We start from the raw sequence: 19,368 nt of genomic DNA, 5'->3' as shown, positions 1-19,368 counted from the left end.
GGGGAATAAAGATGATCGTCAAATCTCTAGAAGAAGTAAAAGGCTCTAATGATCATGTAGATGACCAAAATTGGGAAAGCAGACGCTTTCTTCTGAAAAAGGACGGGATGGGTTTCTCCCTTCACGATACAATCATCCGTGCTGGCACAGAGTCAGTATTCTGGTATAAGTATCACCAGGAAGCTGTTTACTGTGTAGAGGGCGAAGGTGAGCTTGAAGACTTAACGAATAACAAAACATATAAGATTCAAGCAGGCACTATGTATGCGTTGAATGGTCATGAAAAACACCGCCTTCGCGCAAAAACAGATATGCGGATGGTATGTGTGTTCAACCCTCCTTGCACAGGAAGAGAAACACATGATGAAGAAGGGGCTTATCCGCGTCCTGAAGAAACAACTGTATAATTAACGAGAGGAGCTGTCATTCAAATGGTAGATCTATATCCATCAAGGGTCAGTGATAAACCTGACATCATTGAAAGAAAAGACCCGGTCGTGTATTCATCATTATCGGATCCAGGTCCGCTTTCAGCAGAACAATTGCAATCCTTTGAGGAGAACGGCTATTTATTTCTCGAGGGCTTCTTCAATGAAGAAGAAGTTGCTCGAATGAATAAAGAACTTAATCGTGTATTAGCAGAAAGCCAGGATTCTACCAGTAAAAGAGTAATCCGTGAGCCAGAGAGTCAAGAAGTACGTTCTGTCTTCGAAGTTCACAAGCATGATGACTTCTTTCAATCTTTATCAGAAGATCCTCGTCTAGTGGATCGGTTGGCGCAGCTTTTAGGCAGCGATGTGTATATTCACCAATCCCGCATTAACCTGAAGTCAGGCTTTGTTGGAAAGGAATTTTATTGGCATTCCGACTTTGAGACGTGGCATGTGGAAGACGGCATGCCGCGCATGAGAGCTATCAGCTGCTCGATTACATTAACGGAAAACACACCGTACAATGGTCCGCTTATGCTTGTGCCGGGCTCTCATAAGCGCTTTGTTTCCTGTGTAGGGGAAACGCCGGAAGCTCACTATGAGTCCTCTCTACGTAAGCAGGAATACGGAGTGCCGGATCGTGAAAGCTTAACGGAGCTTGTAGAAGAAGGAGGCATTGTTGCCCCGACTGGACCAGCCGGTTCCGTGATCCTGTTTGACTGTAACATTATGCATGGTTCTAACAGTAATATTTCACCTTCTCCAAGAAGTAACGTCTTCTTCGTATTTAACAGTGTGGAGAATAAGCTAGTTGATCCTTTCTCCGGCCAGGAGCCAAGGCCTTCTTATATTGCTGCACGGGATAAACAGCCCGCTAAAGTTTAATATAATCATGAAAGAAAGAGCGGCTGGTTAATCGCTAATGATTAACCAGCCGCTCTTCTTTCACTATGCTTTGACTGTCTGTCCCCGGTAGAACCGGTAGAGAATGAATGCAAAGATCGAGAGAACAATGCCTGATAGATAAGGCAAGCCAATCATAACGGCAAACAGCCAGCCGCCCAGTGGAGGGCCGATAATTCTGCCGAGTGAATCAAAGGAGGACAGCAATCCAGTCGTGCTGCCATGTCCTTCAGCAGATTGCCTTGTCAGCAAGGCAGAAACACTAGGGCGAATAACGCCGTTTCCGACACCGAAGACGGTCAGGAAAATAGCTGCCGTCAGGAAGCTGTCCACGAGTAAAATTAAAGCGAAACCAAGAGCAGAAATGATAATACCGGTTTGAATGACGGTGCCTTCTCCGTGTTTCTTCGTCAGCCGCCCAACCAGCCCTCCTTGTACGATGGCACTAGCAAGCCCCATAATCATGAAAATATAGCCGAGTTGAATAGCACCCAATCCGGCCTTTTCTGCTGCATAATAAGCAAATGTTGCTTCTAAGCCTGCCAATGAAAGAGAAATGAACAGCTGCAGAAAAAATAAAATGGACAGGGGCCCGCTTAATAGTCGACGAAGCGGTGGGTTCTCTGCTTGATGTCGTCCTCTTGCTTCAGCAGCAAGTGACTCCTTTAAGAATAGGAAGACAAGGAAAAACGTCAGCACTGAGGAAGTGCCGGCTACATAGAAGGGCATGTTCAGGCTAATATTGGAGAATACACCTCCAACGGCCGGGCCAAAGATAAATCCCAGTCCGGTGGCTGCGCCCACAACCCCCATTCCTTTCCCGCGGTCTTCTTCTGATGTAATATCAGCAGCGTAGGCCATCACTGTCGGCATATTAGCGGCTGATAAAAAACCGCCAACGATTCGCGCCACAAACAGCATCCATAATGAGGAAGAGATACCCATTAAGAAAAAAGAAAGAGCCAGACCGAAAATCCCGATCATAATAACCGGCTTGCGGCCAACACGGTCAGACACCCGCCCCCACATAGGTGCGAATAATAGCTGCATTAAAGAATAAACGGCCATTAGCCAGCCTAGCTCGGCAGGGGAGGCACCAAGTGCTTCCGCATAAAACGGCAGAACAGGAATAATAATGCCGAAGCCGATCATGACAAGAAACATAACAATAAATAAGATAGGTAATGCTTTTTTGGCTTCTGCCATAATATTCACTTCCCATTTCAATATTGATTCCATTATACAGCTCGAATGGCTGTAATCAATGAGTACTGTTCTGTAGTTAGAGGGCAATATACAGACCAGATTTCCCAATAATGATAGGTAACACTTTTTGGCTTGGGGGTTAGAGGTAAAAACGCTTTGTATTTTCATATAGCTGGCTGTAGACCTCTTCAATTCTCATCTTTTTAATGGCAGCTAGTTTCCTGATCGTTTCATGAATCATTTTTGGATGAGTCATGTTCCGCTGAAACGGCCCTTCAAATGGCCAAGGTCCATCGGTTTCTACCATTATATGTGTGAGCGGGTACATCTGAACAAGCTGTTCGGTTCTTTCTTTGTATAAGAGGTCCGGCGTAACGGATATAAAGTAACCGTTATGTTTTAAGCGGTCGATGATAGCCTTAGAACCTTTGAACCAATGGAAGTGTGCTTTCGTGATCGAATGCTTTTCTAACAGTTCACAAACGATAGCAGCATCCTCGTAGACTGCGTGAAGAGCAAGCGGCTTACGCAAAGCTGCCGCCTGCCGGATGAATGACTCTAGCACTTCTATATATGGTTCTAAGGGGATGTCTCGGTTTTCCTTCCTTAAATAATAAGGCAGGCCTACCTCACCTATAGCTGCGAGGTCTTCCTGGTGCTCAAAAATCAGTTGCTGAAGCTCGGAAAGTTCTTGCTCTTTCGGCAGGGCCTGTTCGGGATGAAAGCCGGCTGCTGCGTAAATATGCGGACTTTGAGAAGCAAGATCTAAAGTTTTCTTAGAGGAGGACAGGTTCGTGGATACAGAAATCAATGCATCGATGTTAAACCTTTTTAACTCCTCGAGAATACGGGCCTGTGCTGGTAATGAATATTGGTCAAAATGAATATGAGCATCAATTAATGGGCCGTACATGTAAACCTCCGTTAAAAGAAGAAGTGGCCCGATCCCGGGACCACTTATGTTGATTATTCAAATATATACGCAAGTGCCTTCATTGCCTGATCGACTGTTTCTACTGTAGCATTTGCTTTTCTTGAGAGCTCCTTCAATGGATGATGAAGCTCTTCTGGACGGATAAGGATAAGCGGCTTGCCGAGAGAGACAGCAGCACTGGCATCCATTGCTGTGTTCCATTGCTTATACTTTTCGCCAAATAATGCAATGACTACATCTGCTTTGTTCATTAATACTTCTGTGCGCAAGTTATTGAAGCTGGAAGCGGCAGCATCCCGGAAAACAGCATTTGGCTGCTTACCTAAAATCTCTTCACCAATAAGATCAGAGCGGTCATGGTCTTCCATCGGTCCGACGAAATCAATCGGAAGCTTTAGAGCTTCTGCTTTTTGTTTGATCTCTTCTCGCCATGAACTATGTATTTCTCCAGCTAAGTAGACAGTTAACCTCATCATTCATCCCCCTTAATCAAATTTCTTCCATTATACCATTTTTCGTTCCCCTTCCAAAAACGAACACTTTAAGAGAAGCTTACCCCAGGCTTTGGAAGTATAGGATGAATGAAGTATAATAGAAAAGACGTAAAGAAAGAAGGAGAGGGATTAAGATGACGAATCAACATGAGAATTCAAATTTGCCACCGAAGACATGCACAATTGAGCGACTGGTTACTGTAAAAGAAGATGTAGAGAAAGTGCTGAATGGTCAAAAAACAGCTACCCGCCGTAATGGCCGGTATGCGGACGTAGGAGAAGTGATGACGCTCGAGGGCCGTGACTTTGTCGTGGAGCGTGTGTATGAACAATCTCTTGGAGAGCTGACAGATGAGCATGCGCAGCAAGAGGGTTATGAAAGCTTAGAGGCATACAAGGACTCTATCTTATCCATGCATCCTGGCATGCCTTGGGTGCCGACCATGAAAGTGTGGGTTCATGAATTCCGTCCTGTAGAACAGTAAACTTGTAAGCTGCAACCATGATATATCAACTTGTTATATATATACATGTAGTGAGTGCAGTAGCTTCTATCGGGCCATTTTTTGTGCTGCTTGCTTTAGTGAAAAAACTGCAGACAGCAGAGGGCCAGGTACAGGAAACATATATAAAGGTCTTCCAAGTGGCTGTTCGGCTTGTGAAGCATGCCGGACATGCACTTGTCCTTTCTGGTGCGGTACTGGTCATAAGCGGGCCGTGGCCATGGACCACTTCTTGGGTACTCATGACCATTGTTATCATGTTTAGCTCCATTATCTTTCTAGCGCGTGCTTTTTCACCGACGCTGAAGAAGTTCCGAGAGCCTGGAGCGGATAAGCTGGCTCTTGTCAGCAAGCTGCATCGTTCGGTATGGATGTATATGTTATTATTGATGGTCATGCTATGGCTTATGGTCGCTAAGCCTGCTTTATGGTAAGAGGAAAAGTACGAGATCGAGTTAACAGCCCGGCGCATGCTCTATGCCCGGGCTGTTAGTGGTTATGAGCGGCTCTTCTGGTTGTCAAGCGCTTTTACGAGCTCTTCTCCCATTAGCTCAGATGAGAAGGGATCCCGGCTTGTGACAATTTGAGGATCGGCCCAAACTGCATGCGCTTTTTCATTCAGGTCACCCTGATCATACTGAGCAATCTTTCTAAGCTCCTGTTCAAGGCTGAATGGCAAAATCTCTGGCAGGCCTTCAGGTTCAATTTCATCGGGGTAGCCAGTGACTCTCTTACCGTCGATAATGCTCTTTCCATTCGGGCGCATGGTCCAAATGAGGGGAGCGGGGCCATGACATTCTGCTGCGACAATTCCTCCATTGTCGTATATCTTATTAATAATAGCGTGGAGATCTTCATCTCTGGCTAAGTCATACATTGCCCCGTGCCCGCCAACGATAACGACAGCGCTATAATTGTCGGGGTTCACATCGGAGAGTTTCTTTGTATCATCTGCCCGCCCTGACTCATAGAGCGCTTTATAAGTGCCATTCGGGTCATATTCTGGCGCGAGGCTGGCTTGATCGATTGTAGGCTTTCCTCCTAATGGGGAAGCAAGATCTGTCTCGTGGCCGGCGTCTTCTACAGCTGTCAGTGGAGCAAATAACTCCTCACCCCACCAGCCAGTTTCATATTCGTTATCTCCGTCTTGATATCCGCTTGATAAAACAAATAAGAGTTTTGCCATGCTGATTCCTCCATTCGTTCTTCAAAAATTTTTTCCAAATAACACAGCTACCCTTTTTCGCAATACCCAGCAAGGTGATGAGGTGAAACATTCTTGACGTTCCAAAGAGAAAGTGCAGCCATCCGTCTAAAGGGATAACCCTTTAACATCTGTTCATACGAGGGGAGCGGGAAGGGAAGCTTGCTTGGCCGTTTATGAGCAGGCTATGATAGATAGTAAGGAGAGCTGTACAGCATAGGGAGTTCTTACATGAAGTGCCTTGTTATGTAAGGTATACTGATCTCAGTAGGCTGAAGGCTGCTTTTATTATGCTAAATGTAAGGGAGTGCGATAAAGTGAGTCAGCTGGTTGTCTTGTTTCTTTGCTTGATAGGTCTGCCTATTGCCGGATTCTTTGGGTATTCTCTCATTGATCGTATAATTAAAAAGCTGGATAAAAAGGATGAAAGAAAAGCAGAATTAGAACGGCTCAATCAGTTGTATGAGTGTCAAGGCTGCGGGCGGTTAAGCCGGCTTTATCAAAGAGAGCTCGCCCGCTATGACCTCTTTTTCGAAAAAGGCAGCAGAGAGGCAATCCACTTAGATATATGTCCGCACTGCAAGGAAGGCCGTACATTCTCTCTTATGAAAAAAGATGTGCCGTTTTCCGACGCCCACTCAGACTGCTTGCCCCTTTTGGAAACCGAATATGCAGAATACCAGCAGGAGCTGGCACGGAATGAAGCTTTATTATACAGGAGTACAACGTATGCAGCAGAGAGCAGCTTCCTCAAAAAGAAATGAAAACAAGTTTGTTTGCTTTGTTTCACGTGAAACGGTACAGAAAGTGACTGTATGTAAAAATATTTCTTAGGAAATGAACGTCAGGAGGAGTTGAACTAGTGAGCAACCATCCATATGGAGAGCAGCTTCAGCCATTTACAGCTGAAGTGATCCAAGTTTTAAAAAATATTCCTCCAGGATATGTAGTTACCTATGGAGAAGTAGCAAGAATGGCGGGGAATCCTCGAGCTGCTCGGCAGGTAGTCCGCATTTTGCATTCTATGAGTGAAAAATATAGTCTGCCGTGGCACCGGGTAGTTAATGCTAAAGGAGAGATTACGATACCGGGAGAAGAAGCTAAGAACCTTCAAAGAACATTGCTTGAGGCAGAAGGTGTGTTATTTACAGAGGAAGGACGAGTGCATTTCCAGCGTTCTTCTGAGCAAGGCGAAAGCGGGCATCTGAAATAATCAGAGACATGAAGGACCGGTGAATCATATAAATATAGAGAGTGAACGAAAAGAATACAATCCATTTTACAGACAAGACAGCTTGAAGCTGTCCGAGGAGAGAGGAGGCAAGTTCTTTAATCCCGCTGTTTCAGTATTCGCCTTGTTTTCGCAAGCAGGCAGATAAAGAGGTCGGCTCGTTGTGAAAAGGTGTTAAAGAGAGTAACAATGCCTGTCTCTCTTTCCAAAAGCTTGTTTTTTGATTAGAATGAGAAGGGAAAAGAGTGAGGTTCTCTACAGGCCTTTCCATATCAATTAGAATATAATGAGGGATTAATTATGCGAAATGAAGATATTTACAAGGAGTTAGTCCGTATTTGCGGAGAGCAGAATGTCCTCCGCGATGAGCCGCTTAAATACCATACATTAGTCAAAATTGGCGGCAAGGCTGATTTTTTAGTTTTGCCTGAATCCTATGAAGCAGTAGCGCAGGTGATTCGATTAAAGGAGAAGCATAACGTGCCGTTCATGCTTCTTGGAAACGGATCGAACATCATTGTACGGGATGGCGGCATCCGGGGGATTGTGCTGCAATTTAAGCGCCTTGCTGATATACGTGTGGAGGGAAAGACATTAATTGCTCAAGGAGGCGCGGATATTAAGGCTGCTTCGCGGAAGGCACTTGAACATAGCTTGACAGGGCTGGAATTCGCTTGTGGCATTCCAGGGTCTATTGGCGGTGCAATGGTGATGAATGCGGGGGCTTACGGCGGTGAAGTGAAGGATGTTATTGATTATGTGAGAGTGGTAACGCCAGCTGGAGAGCTTCTGACTTTGAAAAAGGAAGAGCTTGAGCTGGGCTATCGTACAAGTGTAATCGGTAAGAAAGGCTATATTGTCCTCGAAGCGGTATTTGCTCTCGCAGAAGGAGAGAAAGAGGAGATTAAAGCCAAAATGGATGATCTCACTTTCCAGCGTGAATCAAAGCAGCCGCTTGAATATCCGTCTGTCGGCAGTGTGTTTAAGCGGCCGCCTGGATACTTCGCGGGTAAACTGATCCAAGACAGCGGCCTTCAGGGAAAAGGAGTCGGCGGAGCAGAGGTGTCCACAAAGCATGCAGGTTTTATTGTGAATAAAAATAATGCAACGGCGTCTGATTATATTGCTACAATTGAAATGGTCCGTAAAAAGGTAAAGGAAACCTTTGGTGTAGAGCTTGAGCTGGAAGCAAAAATTGTCGGAGAAGAATAACGCCTGTGTACACAAAGAAACAGACTTGGGCATCAAGTCTGTTTCTTTATGATTGAGGCGGTGATTTGATCACAGGCGGCTCTTTCAAAAGGCTGCCGGCGGCGGCAGTGATAAGAACCAGGCCTGTGAAAACGAAGCCTTCATTAGCTGTCAAAGCCAGCATGCCTGTTACTCCTGAGCCGGCCACTACACCGAGTGAGAAGAAGGCGTAAAAATAGCCGTAAGCTTTGCCGCGGTGAGCGGGCGGAACAGCATGCACGAGCAAGGAATTAATAGAAGGAAACAGAAAGGCAAAGCCAATTCCGTATAAGCCCATACACAGGTAAAGGAGCGTAATAGCTTCTGACAGACTGATGAATAAAAGGCTGGCCCCCATGACAGTCATTCCAAAAGCAAGTGTCCATTTTGGCTTCAAGTGATCAAAGACTTTATTAATGGGAGAAACGAATACTAAAATAGCTACGATTCCAAATATGCTTAGCAGCATGCCGCTTGTCTGTGTATCAAAGCCAAGGTTCAACACTTTCAAGGGCAGCATGTAAGCTAGTACACCTTGTGAGAACATCAGCAGAAAGGCGCCGATGAATGCCTTTACGACACTTGCATGCTGGAAAAAGAAGCGGATAGTGATAGGAACCTCTTCTTTTTCATTAAAGCTTTCCTCTGTTTCAGGGCGCAGAAATAGCAGTGAGAGAATCCCTAGAAGCAGCAGCACAACCGCAGTAGAGGTTAAGACCGTCGTTTCGCTCGTCCTGCTGGCTACAATGCCGCTGAAAGCCGGCCCGATGATCGCTGCTAGGCCAACAAATGCCCCTGAAATAGCGGCACCCTTTCCCTTCTTTTGATCTTCGGCAGCATTAGCCAGGTAAGTAAAGGCCGCTGGTACAATTAACCCGGCAAGTAAGCCGTGTACGAAGCGAATGGCAAGAAGGGACCAAGCATCAAATGCTAAGTGGTAAAGCAGCAGAGCGGTCCCGGTCAGCAGCAAGCCGGACACAAGCACGCCAAAAGCGCCTTTCTTATCGGTTAGAAAGCCTGAAAGGATGTTACCGATGGTATTAGAAAAAGAGTACATACCGACAGCAAGTCCTGTTAAAAACGGGGCTGCACCGAGTGACTCGGCAAATGGACTCATAATCGGCAGCTGGGTAAATAAATCAAAAAACGAGAAAAACACGATCAAATATACAAACACACGCATAGATTCAGCCGTCCTTATTGAATTGCTTTTTTCTTTATTCTTCTTCTTATTTAAATCTTTGTCAAGAAATAGGCTGAAGGAGAAGCTTTTTCTATCAGGCATCTTTCTTAATTTAATTGGTTGTCTCTGTCTGGAAAATCCTTCACAATAAGGGTAACGATAAGAGGAAATGGTGAAAGAGGAGTTTATATAATGAGTAAAAAATGGTATTGGTTTTATTGGGGAATTGCTTTTATGGCTGTGAATTTAGCCGCTGTTCCAATTGCTGTCTTTTTCCTTTATGGAATAGAGGAAGGAGAGGGCCTGCTTTCTGCTGATTATGCTATGGCTACAGGTACGTTTCTAGTCAGTAACTTTATCACCTTATATACGCTGCTTATTATTCGCAGCAGGGACCAGCGGCATTTTTGGATTGGCTGGAATATAGCTGCATTGCAGGTGATTGCTCTTATTACCTTTATCACATCGCTCTCCAAGGTTGCTGCTATTCTAACCATTCTTCTTTTTTCTATTGCACTTGTACTGTTAATCAAACAGATCCGTCAAAATAGATGGACATAATAAAAGCCGTCCCTGATTTAACGGGGACGGCTTTTAACTTATTGCTGCGCGTTTAACTGTTGGACTCTTTCTTGCCATTCTTCTTCTGTTAAACCATGCTCAGCTACATATCGGTTGCGAGGATGCACGCGGCATTCATGAGAACAGCTCCGCAGGTGTTTGTGCTCGCTTTCTTCAGACAGCAGTATTTTTTTGTTGCATTCTGGGTTAGCACAGTTCACGTAGCGTTCGCAAGGCTCACCTGTGAAGTAATCGCGTCCAACCACTACATGTTCTTTTTGGTTAACAGGTACGGCGATGCGTTCATCGAATACATAGCATTGGCCGTCCCAAAGTTCGCCTTGCACTTCAGGGTCCTTTCCGTAGGTCACGATGCCGCCGTGAAGCTGAGCGACATCCTCAAAGCCTTCCTTCTTCAGCCAGCCAGAGAATTTCTCACAGCGGATACCGCCGGTGCAGTATGTGAGGATTTTCTTTCCTTCTAGTATTTCTTTGTTCTCGCGTACCCATTCCGGCAGCTCTCTGAAGTTCTTAATGTCCGGCCGGATCGCTCCTCTGAAGTGGCCAAGATCGTATTCATAATCGTTACGCGCATCAAGGACAATTGTATCTTCCTGCTGCATACGCTCGAAGAATTCTTTTGGCTCTAGATATTCACCTGTAAGCTCGAGCGGGTTGATATCATCCTCTAGGCGAAGAGTAACAAGTTCTTTCTTCGGACGAACGTGCATTTTTTTGAAGGCATGACCGTCAGCTTCATCAATCTTATAGACCATATCGGCGAAGCGCGGATCTTTCTTCATTTCATCCATGTACTTCTCGGTTTGCTCTACCGTACCGGATACTGTTCCGTTGATGCCTTCCGGTGCAATCAAAATCCGCCCCTTGAGTTCAAGCTCTTTGCAGAATGCTAAATGTTCTTGAGCCAGCTCCTCAGGGTTCTCAATAGGGACATATTTATAATATAGTAAAACTCTATATGGTTTTGTGGTAATCAATGTTCTTACCGCCTTTATAGTAAATTTTATGGTGAGGAATAAGCATTTTGCCTAGTGTAAAAATACACATATGGTTCTATTTTAACCGTTTTTATAGTGCGATGGCAAATGTAAATTTTCACATAGGCACCATTTTAGCGAGAAAATATAGGGTCTCAAGAGAAAACAAAGGGTTTCTTACCGAGGAGTGACTAGCTGCTTAATGAGAAAGGAGCCTGGCTATTCAGGCTCCTTTCCTTTCATTCATTTTCTTTTCTTCTTGTTGTCCGCATAAATGGCCATCGCTTCGCACATAAATTGTGCCAAGCCTTCTCCGAACTGGTCGATGTTTTTCGTAAAACGTTCATCTTGCACATACATCTGTCCGAGTCCTTTAAAGGCATCCAGTGAATAGCTGCCCATTTTGTTTAAGAAGCGGTACCACTCTTCGATGGCTTTCTGGGACTCTTCAGAGGCCGGGGAAGTATGGCGCAAATCTGCCAGTGCTCTATATATTTCATTCATGTTCTCTGTGAAGTTCCGTTGTTCTTGAGGGGACATTTTATAGACCTTTGCCTTTGATTCATCAACAGCCTGGTCGCCCCAGCGTTCCCTGGCTTCCTGTTCATAAGGATCTTTTTTGAACTCGTCAAAGCGAAAGCCTTCAAATTTTTCTTTGTTAGACATGTGAATCTCTCCTTCCATATGTTGAATCGTCTTTTCAACGGTCACAATCATTTGATCGAGCTGGTCCCGCTTCTCCAGCAGCCTCTTGCGGTGAAGCTGAAGGGCTTCCCGGCGATCAAAGGATGGACTGTTGATAATCTCTTTGATGCGTTTCAAGGAGAAGCCGAGCTCTTTGAAAAACAGGATTTGCTGCAGGGTCTCCATATCTTTGTCTGTATAGAGACGATAGCCAGATTCGGTTGAGTGGGTTGGACTTAGCAAGCCGATATGATCATAGTGATGCAAAGTACGGATGCTGATGCCAGCCAATTCAGCAGCTTCTTTAATCTTTATTGCCATGCTACCTCCTCCTTGTAGCCTTACTATAAAGCCTGCCGTAACGTAAGAGTCAACAGTTGTTTTAAAAAACTCCTTCTTTGACAAATATTTATGGATGACTTACAATTATCTTGAATTCAAGATAATCAACAAAGGATGAACTTTATATAATCGGATAAATGTATAGAAGATGACATATAGGAGGAAGTGTGTAGTTTGAATAAGCAAACGTTAGGTATTCATCATATTACAGCCATTGTCGGCGATCCTCAGGAGAATGTTGATTTTTATACTAATGTACTCGGCCTGCGTTTAGTGAAAAGGACGATTAACTTTGACGATCCGGGTACGTACCATTTCTACTTCGGGGATGAAGAGGGAACTCCAGGCACGATTATTACTTTCTTTCCGTGGAATGGAGCTCACCAAGGGGTGATTGGTGATGGACAAGTAGGTGTGACGACCTATGCCGTGCCAACAGGTGCCCTTTCTTTTTGGGCTGAGCGTCTGTCTTCATATAATGTTCCTTGCGAGAAGATCAATCGATTTGGAGAGGAGATTCTTTCCTTTGCAGATCCTCATGGCTTAAAGCTGGAACTCGTAGAAAGAGCTGAACGGCTAAGCAATACATGGAGCTTTAATGGAGTACCATCTGATATGGCGATCCAGGGATTTGCTGGTGCCGTGCTTTATTCAGCTGCACCTGAACAGACGGCACATTTGCTTGAGAAGGTTATGGGGCTTGAAAAGGCCGCGGAAGAAGTGGACTACACTCGCTTTCGGTCACGCGGAGATATTGGCAATACTGTAGACATAAAGAAAACATCATCAGGCCGCGGAAGAATGGGTGTTGGCACTGTGCATCATATCGCCTGGCGTGCAGATGATGATAAGGACCAGTTAGAATGGAGAGGGTACCTCGAAGAGAACGGGTATCGGGCAACACCTGTTCAGCCTAGGCAGTATTTTAATTCCATCTACTTCAGAGAACGTGGGCATATTCTGTTTGAAATAGCGACAGATGAGCCGGGCTTTCTCATTGATGAACGAAAGGAGTCGCTTGGGGCCGAGCTTAAGCTTCCGGAATGGTATGAACCGCAAAGAGAGAAGATCGAACAGCTGCTGCAGCCGATAGAAGTGAGAGAAACGGATAAAAAGGAGTGATTCGTTGTTTTCTATTGATCCATCATCCAATAGCATAAGGGAGAATTACAAGCTGCTGATTGGCAGTATCGTGCCGCGGCCGATTGCCTTTGTTACGACTCAAACAAAGGAGGGAGTCATTAACGGGGCACCTTTTAGCTACTTTTCGATTGTATCTGCCGACCCGCCTATGCTTTCTGTGGCTGTTCAGCGGACAAAAGGCATACAGAAGGACACGGCACGCAATGCCATTGCGCAAAAAGAATTTGTCGTGCACATTGTTGATGAAGAAAATGTTAAACAAGTCAATGAAACGGCTGCTATGCTTCCGCCGGATAAAAGTGAAGTAGAAGCATCCGGACTTCAGTCTGTGGACAGCACAGTGGTTTCGGTGCCGGGTGTAAAGGAAGCGAAAATCCGCATGGAATGTGTATTAGAACATGTTCTTGAGCTCGGGGGCGGGGAACATCCCTCGACGGATTTACTAATTGGAAAGATCGTGCAGTTCCATATTAATGAAGATGTATATGAAAACGGCAAAATCTGTGCGGATAGGCTGAAGGCAGTCAGCCGGTTAGCCGGCAACGATTATGCCAAGATCGGCGATATTTTCACCTTGGAAAGGCCGAAATAGAGAGGGGAAGCATATGAATATGAAGCATATTTTTCAGCAGGGCAGCAACCTTGCCAAACCAACCTTGCTCTTGCTCCATGGTACTGGAGGAACGGAACAGGATCTTTTGCCTTTAGCTAAAGAAATAGACGATGAAGCATCTGTTTTAAGTGTAAGAGGAAATGTACTTGAGAATGGCATGCCGCGATTTTTCCGTCGGCTTGCGGAAGGGGTATTTGATGAAGAAGATCTCATTGCTCGCACAAAAGAGTTGGATGAGTTTCTCGATGAGGCATCAGGCAAGTATTCATTTAACCGAAATAATGTAGTGGCTGTAGGTTATTCGAACGGAGCAAATATTGCAGCCAGTCTTATGTTTCATTATCAAGACGCCCTGAAAGGAGCGATCCTTCACCACCCGATGGTGCCGAGAAGGGGAATCCGTCTGCCTGACTTATCAGGCAAAGCGGTCTTTATTGCGGCGGGTACCAATGACCCTATCTGTTCACCGGAGGAGTCAAAAGAACTGTCCTCCTTATTAGAGGAAGCTCGTGCTGAAGTTACCCTGCATTGGGAGAGCTTTGGTCATCAGCTGACGTACAAAGAGGTAGAAGCAGCCGCTCGCTGGTATAAAGGTCAGTCTACTTTTCAGGCTGATAAATGAATAGCTTTTAAAGGACCTAAGGCGAATCAATTCATATATTGATTCGCCTTTTAGCTTCTTAATAAAGAAAAGTACTATTGCAGCAAATCCAGTGCGTATTGAGCCAATAAGGCAGCGCCATAAGGCAGCGCGTCCTCATCCAGGTCGAATCGGGGGTGATGAAGGGGATAGATCGCTTTTTTTGATTCATTTCTTACCCCAAGCCTGAAATAAATACCGGGGATTTTCTGAGTATAGAAGGAAAAATCTTCTCCACCCATAGAGGGTTTGGAGAACGAAAAACGGTTTTTCCCTAGAACTTTTTCCACTGTGTTCATTAATGAAGGGATCAAATGCTCATCATTCATGAGAGGCGGATAAATATGACGGTAGACTAATTTATAGGATCCTCCTAGCCCCTCGGTAATGCCTCGGAGAATTTTATCAATTCTTCCTTCCATCGAATGACGAATATCAGGATCAAAGGTACGCACGGTGCCGCCAATTTTTACAGAAGGAGCGATCACGCTGTTTGCACTTCCGCCATGGATTTGTCCAATGGTCAATACCGTTGGCGAGAGAGGATCGATCTGGCGGCTGACAATTTGCTGTAAGGAGGAGATCACTTCCGCCGACATTGCAATCGAGTCAACAGAAAGATGCGGGTGTGCGGCGTGCCCGCCTTCACCGATGATATCTATATCGAAAAAGTCAACCGCCGCACATACTTCTTTTTGAGAGCAGGTGACATGGCCCGCAGGTATAACAGGATTCACATGGAGGGCGGCAATAACCGACACTTTTGGATCCTCCAATACACCATGTTTAATAAGGGCTTCTGCTCCAAAGCGGCCTTCTTCAGCTGGTTGGAAAATCAGTTTGACGTTTCCTTTTTTCGGTTTATTTGCTGCCAGAAGCTTGGCGGCGCCGAGAAGCATGGCGGTGTGTGCGTCATGTCCGCATAAGTGGCCTTTTCCTTGGCTTTTTGAGGCGTAAGGGACCTGCTTTTCATCCTGGATTGGCAAGGCGTCTATATCAGCACGTAAGCCAATAGTGGGACCATCTTTTTCTCCTTGTATAAGAGCAACCACGCCTGTCTTTGCGATGGTTTGGCAGCTTAAGCCCATCTCAGCCAGCTTCGCTCGTATAAAAGCTGAGGTTTCGTATTCCTCGAACCCCAGTTCAGGACGTTCATGAAGCGCTCGCCTCCAATGAACCAAATCCTTCTTTATTTTCTCCGCTTCCTTTTTCAGCTGACTCATTGTATTTCCCCCTTGTTAAATGGTTGTTCCAGTACTTATAACGCGTCGCTTTTAGTAGTTGAAGATTGCTTTTTCTATTTTTCATCAGGGCGAAACGGATGACAATGACATCTCTTCCTTCGGGCTATCTCGCTTTATAGTAGTTATTATGCAGCGGATTGGTGAGACATGCCGTCGTTTTAATAGTTCAATGAACCTTTTAGTCAAAGGCAGTTTCCCCTTTATGCCCGCCAACATGGTGCACTCTCTGAAGGAAGGTGCCTCCCTGCTGCAGGCTGCAGCCCCAAAAAATAATCCCTTTTCCAAAACGCAGGCGAAGCTCATCCATCACTTGATCAATGGCACGGTTGCGTTCCGTCATTTTATCGGAAAGGAAAAAGTCGATTTGCTCATACCTGGCGGGAGCTAATTTGCTGCAGGAGATATATATTTGACGAACGGGCTGTCCGTGCCAGTGTTTTTTAAAGAGAAGCTGGAAGGAGGTTAGAATCTCTCTTGTGCCGTTGGTGCCCCGGTCGAGTGTCATCTGGCATCGAAAACCTTTTGCTTCTATATCTTTTGTGTATGTAATGCCGAGGGCAACTCTTGCAGTGGTTAGTTTGTGGGCACGAAGCCGCATGGCAACTTCATCTACCATCTCCCGGATGACGATATGTATTTCCTTTAATTTATAATAATCCCGCATTAAAATTTGGCTTTTAGAAAAGGACTTTTCCTTCGAAGCGGATCCCTCCGACAAAATGCTGTAGTCTACTCCCCAGGCATGATAAAACAATTGCAGGCCTAATAAGCCTAAGCGGTCTTTTAGTACGTATGGATTAGCATGGGCCAGTTCATAGACAGAGTGGATGCCAAGGCTGTGCAGCTGCTTTATGTAGCCGCTGGAAACGCCCCACATATCCTTTAAGTCGGGAATCTTCCAAACGGTCTCTCTAATATTGGCATAGGACCAATAAGCAAGCCCGTCTGCTGCGTCCTTTGCTTCATTATCGAGTGCCAGCTTCGCCAGCAGGGGATTGTCTCCGATGCCAATAGTGACAACCAACTTTAATTCTTTAAAAACCGTGCGCTGGATTTGCCGGGCAATGTCGATTTTATCTCCGAAGAGCCGTTCTGAAGCGGTTACATCCAGGAAGGCTTCATCAATACTGTAAATATGCAGGTCTTCATTAGCAACAAAGCGCTGGAATATACGAATGATCATTTTATTTACCTTTAAATAAAGCTTCATGGACGGCTCAACAAGCACTAGCCGGGGATCGGGCGGTATTTCGAAGGCGCGTGAGCCGGTAGTGATGCCAAATTCCTTCTTGACGCGGGGAGACGCAGCTAGAACCACGGAGCCGGGGAGCTTTTTATTGGCGATCACGATGATATAGGCCTGCAAAGGGTGAAGTTTCCTCCGTACGGCTTCAACGCTGGCAAAGAAGGACTTCACATCGATACAAAGAACAGAACGCTTAGGAAGCTGAGAGTAGTCAATATTCATACCTTTCATCCTTCGTATCGACCAGCTCAACGGTCAGGATATCCTTTATATGTATGGTTCCTTTCCCGGCGACCTTTAAGCAGCCTGGCGGGTCATTCAGCTTTTGGACGATTCCGGTCACTTGAACAGGAGGTTTGCCAAGCACATGTATACACATAGTGACGGGCATCCCGTTATGATAAGAGCAGCTGATCATGTGGTCAAATGCTTCCTTTGCCTGTTCGTCCATTAGATTTTCTTCGTTTATTACTTCTGGCTCGGTCAGCTGCTCGGCATGTTCAGAAAGAAGAAAGCCCCGCCACTTCATCATTTTGCGATCTTCATATAGCATTTTCGGTATCCTCCTCGGGAACATTAGTTCGTTTTTATTATTATACGAACAAATGTTTCGTTTATCAAATATTCTTACAAAAGAACAACAAAAAGAGCCGCTCTCCTAAGAGAGGGGCTCTGTGTAAATACGAGTAATCATTCAGCTTGCAGCACGTCACGCTTATTTAAAGGCTGAACGGGACGGTGATTCTCAGGGAAAATACGCTGGAAGTCTTGAATTTGCTCCTTCGACATTTGAATAGGCTCTTCGAACACGATCCACTCTACTTCCTCGGTACAAGGCGGTGTAGTCAGTGAGCCGTTATATTGAAAGGATGTTTGATCTTTGGGCAGTAAAGCCTGCAATGGCACAGGGCTTTCAATTGAAATGTCTTCGTGGGTTTTCTCTGAAGGCAGTGCCTCCCAAAGAGCGGATAATGCTTCATTTTTCTCTCCTTCTTGAATCATGACGCCGAGAACAGCGAGATGTTCTTCGGCATCTTTATGTACGAGGTGTAATTCCATATCATAGTGCTGACCGTTGAATTGGTGCTCGCTCGGAGTATGGAAATGGAACTGAGCAAGCTCATATTTCTTTCCATCGATGACTAAGGTGTTATCTTTTGCAGTGGTATTTGCTTGAATAGTGTGACCGTTGTTGGCTAAAGAGAAAGGAGTTGCTTGATAGTGAATCGCTGTATTTGCTGTTGTATTGCCTGCTGGTATTTTAGAGAATTCTACATTAATGGGTGACTGTTCCTGTCCATTGGTACATGCTGAGTAAGAGGTGTCTAACTCTCCCCAGTTCTCAGGTCCTGTGCCGCCTTCATATGACCAAGCGGCTGTCTTGACTTGATTCGCTTCCGCCGTTTGTTCTTGCTCTAAAGTGTCTGTTTCTGTTACCTGCTCAGAACAGGCGCCTAATGAAAGGCCTAAAGATATAGCTAAAAATGGATAAGCAAATTTCTTCATCGCTACGATCCTCTCCTTTTATTTTGTTTAAGAAAAGGTTACTAGAAATGGATAAAATATCAAATAATATTCGTGAAAAAATGAGGATATATAACATTTTGATAGAAATAGACTACTAGCTTGTAAGCAGAAAGGCTTGACTTAGAAAAGGGTAGGGAAAAATAGAGGTCCTTTGCTCTATGCAGGAGTTTGGTCGTTCAGAGTCTTGGAAGAGTTCACAGTGGATAAGTAAACGGGCAGGTGAGTGGGAGGAGCCGAAGGAATAGGAAGGTATGCTCCTTCGGTTCCTCTTGGTGAATAGGCTAATACACGTCTTCATTGGTCTGTAGAGATAATTTTTTCATCCGTCATGATAAATTGGTGATGTTTGACCAGTGTATCTTTCATAGTATCAGGCAGCCGATCGACTTCATAAGCGCAGACAAGTGTTAATCCCAGCGCTGAAGTTTGCTCGTCTGACATTTTTTCAACCCTCTCAATCAGGCAGGCGGTAGTGTCCAGGTGCCCCCATTCTACGTGCGACCACGCACGCAGGGAGGTGCCATTGTCTAAGTAGGGCTGAGCGATTTTCATAAAGTAAGAGAGAATAGCTGCTTCATGAAAATCACCATACGTAAAGTAGAAATCAAAGTTATTAATAAAATGCACGTAGTTCCATTGTTCTTCTATGATTAATGGTTTTAGCTTATTACGAATTAAGGGAGTGATCTTATCGTTTTCGATGATAAGAATATGATGTTCAAGCTTCACATTGGAAAGGATAAAAGCAACGACATTGTCTGCATATCGCTCTATATCGCGAAAGTAATAGAGAATATGCCCGCCCTCTGTTCGCTGCAGACCCTCTATTGACTCGATCATCCTTTGCTTCATTCATCAGCCCTCCCCTCTATGTGAACTAAGAGATATTCTAAGTTGTTAATTCGATATCGTGCTATAGAACTCCTCTTAATTTCCAATTTGTTACCTGTAATTGTCGTTTCTTCTGCCGGCTCATTCAAAAAACAACAGAAATTTGCCAAAAAAACTAATATTCATGATAAGATCATGTAAGACTAGACACAGAAAAGGA

General features: G+C 45.0%; 23 protein-coding genes. 11 read left to right on the top strand and 12 right to left on the bottom strand.

The window, feature by feature from the left end; all coding sequences use genetic code 11:
- The first annotated feature begins 11 nt into the window (after positions 1–11).
- Positions 12–407, top strand: coding sequence for an ectoine synthase (locus QY97_RS04005; RefSeq protein ID WP_039230428.1), 396 nt, complete (start codon positions 12–14; stop codon positions 405–407).
- Positions 408–431: 24 nt separating this feature from the next.
- Positions 432–1,316, top strand: coding sequence for an ectoine hydroxylase (gene thpD, locus QY97_RS04000; protein ID WP_039230425.1), 885 nt, complete (start codon positions 432–434; stop codon positions 1,314–1,316).
- Positions 1,317–1,379: 63 nt separating this feature from the next.
- On the opposite strand, the gene QY97_RS03995 is transcribed toward thpD, so the two are convergent.
- The 3 genes from QY97_RS03995 to QY97_RS03985 all read right to left on the bottom strand — a co-directional run bounded on the left by QY97_RS03995 (position 1,380) and on the right by QY97_RS03985 (position 3,947).
- Positions 1,380–2,540, bottom strand: a complete 1,161-nt coding sequence (locus QY97_RS03995; protein WP_039230421.1) for a tetracycline resistance MFS efflux pump — start codon at positions 2,538–2,540, stop codon at positions 1,380–1,382.
- 139 nt (positions 2,541–2,679) lie between these two features.
- The gene (locus QY97_RS03990) at positions 2,680–3,453 is read right to left on the bottom strand and encodes a TatD family hydrolase (RefSeq protein ID WP_039230418.1); all 774 of its coding nucleotides are present in this window, start codon (positions 3,451–3,453) and stop codon (positions 2,680–2,682) included.
- Between the two features lie 53 nt (positions 3,454–3,506).
- A complete protein-coding gene (locus tag QY97_RS03985; RefSeq protein ID WP_039230415.1) occupies positions 3,507–3,947 on the bottom strand; it encodes a YtoQ family protein in 441 nt (146 codons plus the stop codon).
- A gap of 155 nt (positions 3,948–4,102) precedes the next feature.
- Between QY97_RS03985 and QY97_RS03980 the strand changes: the two genes are divergently transcribed.
- Both QY97_RS03980 and QY97_RS03975 read left to right on the top strand, forming a co-directional pair.
- Complete coding sequence (locus QY97_RS03980) at positions 4,103–4,453, top strand: ASCH domain-containing protein (RefSeq protein ID WP_039230413.1); 351 nt, start codon at positions 4,103–4,105, stop codon at positions 4,451–4,453.
- Positions 4,454–4,470: 17 nt separating this feature from the next.
- Positions 4,471–4,905, top strand: a complete 435-nt coding sequence (locus tag QY97_RS03975) for a hypothetical protein (RefSeq protein WP_039230409.1) — start codon at positions 4,471–4,473, stop codon at positions 4,903–4,905.
- 62 nt (positions 4,906–4,967) lie between these two features.
- On the opposite strand, the gene QY97_RS03970 is transcribed toward QY97_RS03975, so the two are convergent.
- Positions 4,968–5,657, bottom strand: a complete 690-nt coding sequence (locus QY97_RS03970; protein WP_039230406.1) for a type 1 glutamine amidotransferase domain-containing protein — start codon at positions 5,655–5,657, stop codon at positions 4,968–4,970.
- Positions 5,658–5,992: 335 nt separating this feature from the next.
- On the opposite strand from QY97_RS03970, the gene QY97_RS03965 reads away from it, so the two are divergent.
- The 3 genes from QY97_RS03965 (at position 5,993) to murB (ending at position 8,118) form a co-directional block, all read left to right on the top strand.
- Entirely contained in the window at positions 5,993–6,439 is a 447-nt protein-coding gene (locus QY97_RS03965; RefSeq protein ID WP_039230403.1) for a hypothetical protein, read from the top strand.
- 98 nt (positions 6,440–6,537) lie between these two features.
- Entirely contained in the window at positions 6,538–6,888 is a 351-nt protein-coding gene (locus tag QY97_RS03960; RefSeq protein WP_046128447.1) for an MGMT family protein, read from the top strand.
- Positions 6,889–7,206: 318 nt separating this feature from the next.
- Positions 7,207–8,118, top strand: coding sequence for a UDP-N-acetylmuramate dehydrogenase (murB, locus tag QY97_RS03955; protein ID WP_039230401.1), 912 nt, complete (start codon positions 7,207–7,209; stop codon positions 8,116–8,118).
- A 46-nt stretch (positions 8,119–8,164) separates the two neighbouring features.
- On the opposite strand, the gene QY97_RS03950 is transcribed toward murB, so the two are convergent.
- Entirely contained in the window at positions 8,165–9,421 is a 1,257-nt protein-coding gene (locus tag QY97_RS03950) for an MFS transporter (protein WP_083965773.1), read from the bottom strand.
- Between the two features lie 90 nt (positions 9,422–9,511).
- Between QY97_RS03950 and QY97_RS03945 the strand changes: the two genes are divergently transcribed.
- Positions 9,512–9,880 (top strand): hypothetical protein, encoded by a 369-nt coding sequence (locus tag QY97_RS03945; RefSeq protein ID WP_039230398.1) that lies wholly within the window; start codon positions 9,512–9,514, stop codon positions 9,878–9,880.
- A gap of 38 nt (positions 9,881–9,918) precedes the next feature.
- Here the strand turns inward: QY97_RS03945 and trhO are convergent, their stop codons facing one another.
- Together trhO and QY97_RS03935 are read right to left on the bottom strand one after the other, a co-directional pair.
- On the bottom strand, positions 9,919–10,878 hold the full coding sequence (trhO, locus tag QY97_RS03940) for an oxygen-dependent tRNA uridine(34) hydroxylase TrhO (protein WP_039230395.1): 960 nt from the start codon (positions 10,876–10,878) through the stop codon (positions 9,919–9,921).
- Between the two features lie 243 nt (positions 10,879–11,121).
- A complete protein-coding gene (locus tag QY97_RS03935; protein WP_039230392.1) occupies positions 11,122–11,883 on the bottom strand; it encodes a MerR family transcriptional regulator in 762 nt (253 codons plus the stop codon).
- A gap of 195 nt (positions 11,884–12,078) precedes the next feature.
- Between QY97_RS03935 and QY97_RS03930 the strand changes: the two genes are divergently transcribed.
- From QY97_RS03930 to QY97_RS03920, 3 genes are read left to right on the top strand one after another with little or no spacing between them, the layout of a single operon-like run.
- Positions 12,079–13,026 (top strand): ring-cleaving dioxygenase, encoded by a 948-nt coding sequence (locus QY97_RS03930; protein WP_039230389.1) that lies wholly within the window; start codon positions 12,079–12,081, stop codon positions 13,024–13,026.
- A 4-nt stretch (positions 13,027–13,030) separates the two neighbouring features.
- The gene (locus tag QY97_RS03925; protein ID WP_039230386.1) at positions 13,031–13,639 is read left to right on the top strand and encodes a flavin reductase family protein; all 609 of its coding nucleotides are present in this window, start codon (positions 13,031–13,033) and stop codon (positions 13,637–13,639) included.
- A 19-nt stretch (positions 13,640–13,658) separates the two neighbouring features.
- Positions 13,659–14,282, top strand: a complete 624-nt coding sequence (locus QY97_RS03920; protein WP_039230514.1) for an alpha/beta hydrolase — start codon at positions 13,659–13,661, stop codon at positions 14,280–14,282.
- Positions 14,283–14,356: 74 nt separating this feature from the next.
- On the opposite strand, the gene QY97_RS03915 is transcribed toward QY97_RS03920, so the two are convergent.
- The 5 genes from QY97_RS03915 to QY97_RS03895 form a co-directional block, all read right to left on the bottom strand.
- Positions 14,357–15,523: a M20 metallopeptidase family protein gene (locus QY97_RS03915; protein ID WP_039230383.1), complete on the bottom strand. Its 1,167-nt coding sequence runs from the start codon at positions 15,521–15,523 to the stop codon at positions 14,357–14,359.
- Positions 15,524–15,722: 199 nt separating this feature from the next.
- Positions 15,723–17,012, bottom strand: a complete 1,290-nt coding sequence (locus tag QY97_RS03910) for a Y-family DNA polymerase (protein WP_082090159.1) — start codon at positions 17,010–17,012, stop codon at positions 15,723–15,725.
- Positions 17,002–17,343: a hypothetical protein gene (locus QY97_RS03905; protein ID WP_039230377.1), complete on the bottom strand. Its 342-nt coding sequence runs from the start codon at positions 17,341–17,343 to the stop codon at positions 17,002–17,004. The genes QY97_RS03910 and QY97_RS03905 overlap by 11 nt, the downstream gene beginning before the upstream one ends.
- A 137-nt stretch (positions 17,344–17,480) precedes the next feature.
- A complete protein-coding gene (locus QY97_RS03900; protein ID WP_039230375.1) occupies positions 17,481–18,296 on the bottom strand; it encodes a carbonic anhydrase in 816 nt (271 codons plus the stop codon).
- 315 nt (positions 18,297–18,611) lie between these two features.
- The gene (locus tag QY97_RS03895; protein WP_039230373.1) at positions 18,612–19,169 is read right to left on the bottom strand and encodes an MEDS domain-containing protein; all 558 of its coding nucleotides are present in this window, start codon (positions 19,167–19,169) and stop codon (positions 18,612–18,614) included.
- Between the last annotated feature and the right edge of the window lie 199 nt (positions 19,170–19,368).

This window comes from Bacillus thermotolerans (genome assembly GCF_000812025.2).
GTDB classification, from domain to species: Bacteria; Bacillota; Bacilli; order Bacillales; family Domibacillaceae; genus Quasibacillus; species Quasibacillus thermotolerans.
Note: the sequence above shows the minus strand (reverse complement) of the source record. Positions and strands in the feature narration are given on the sequence as shown.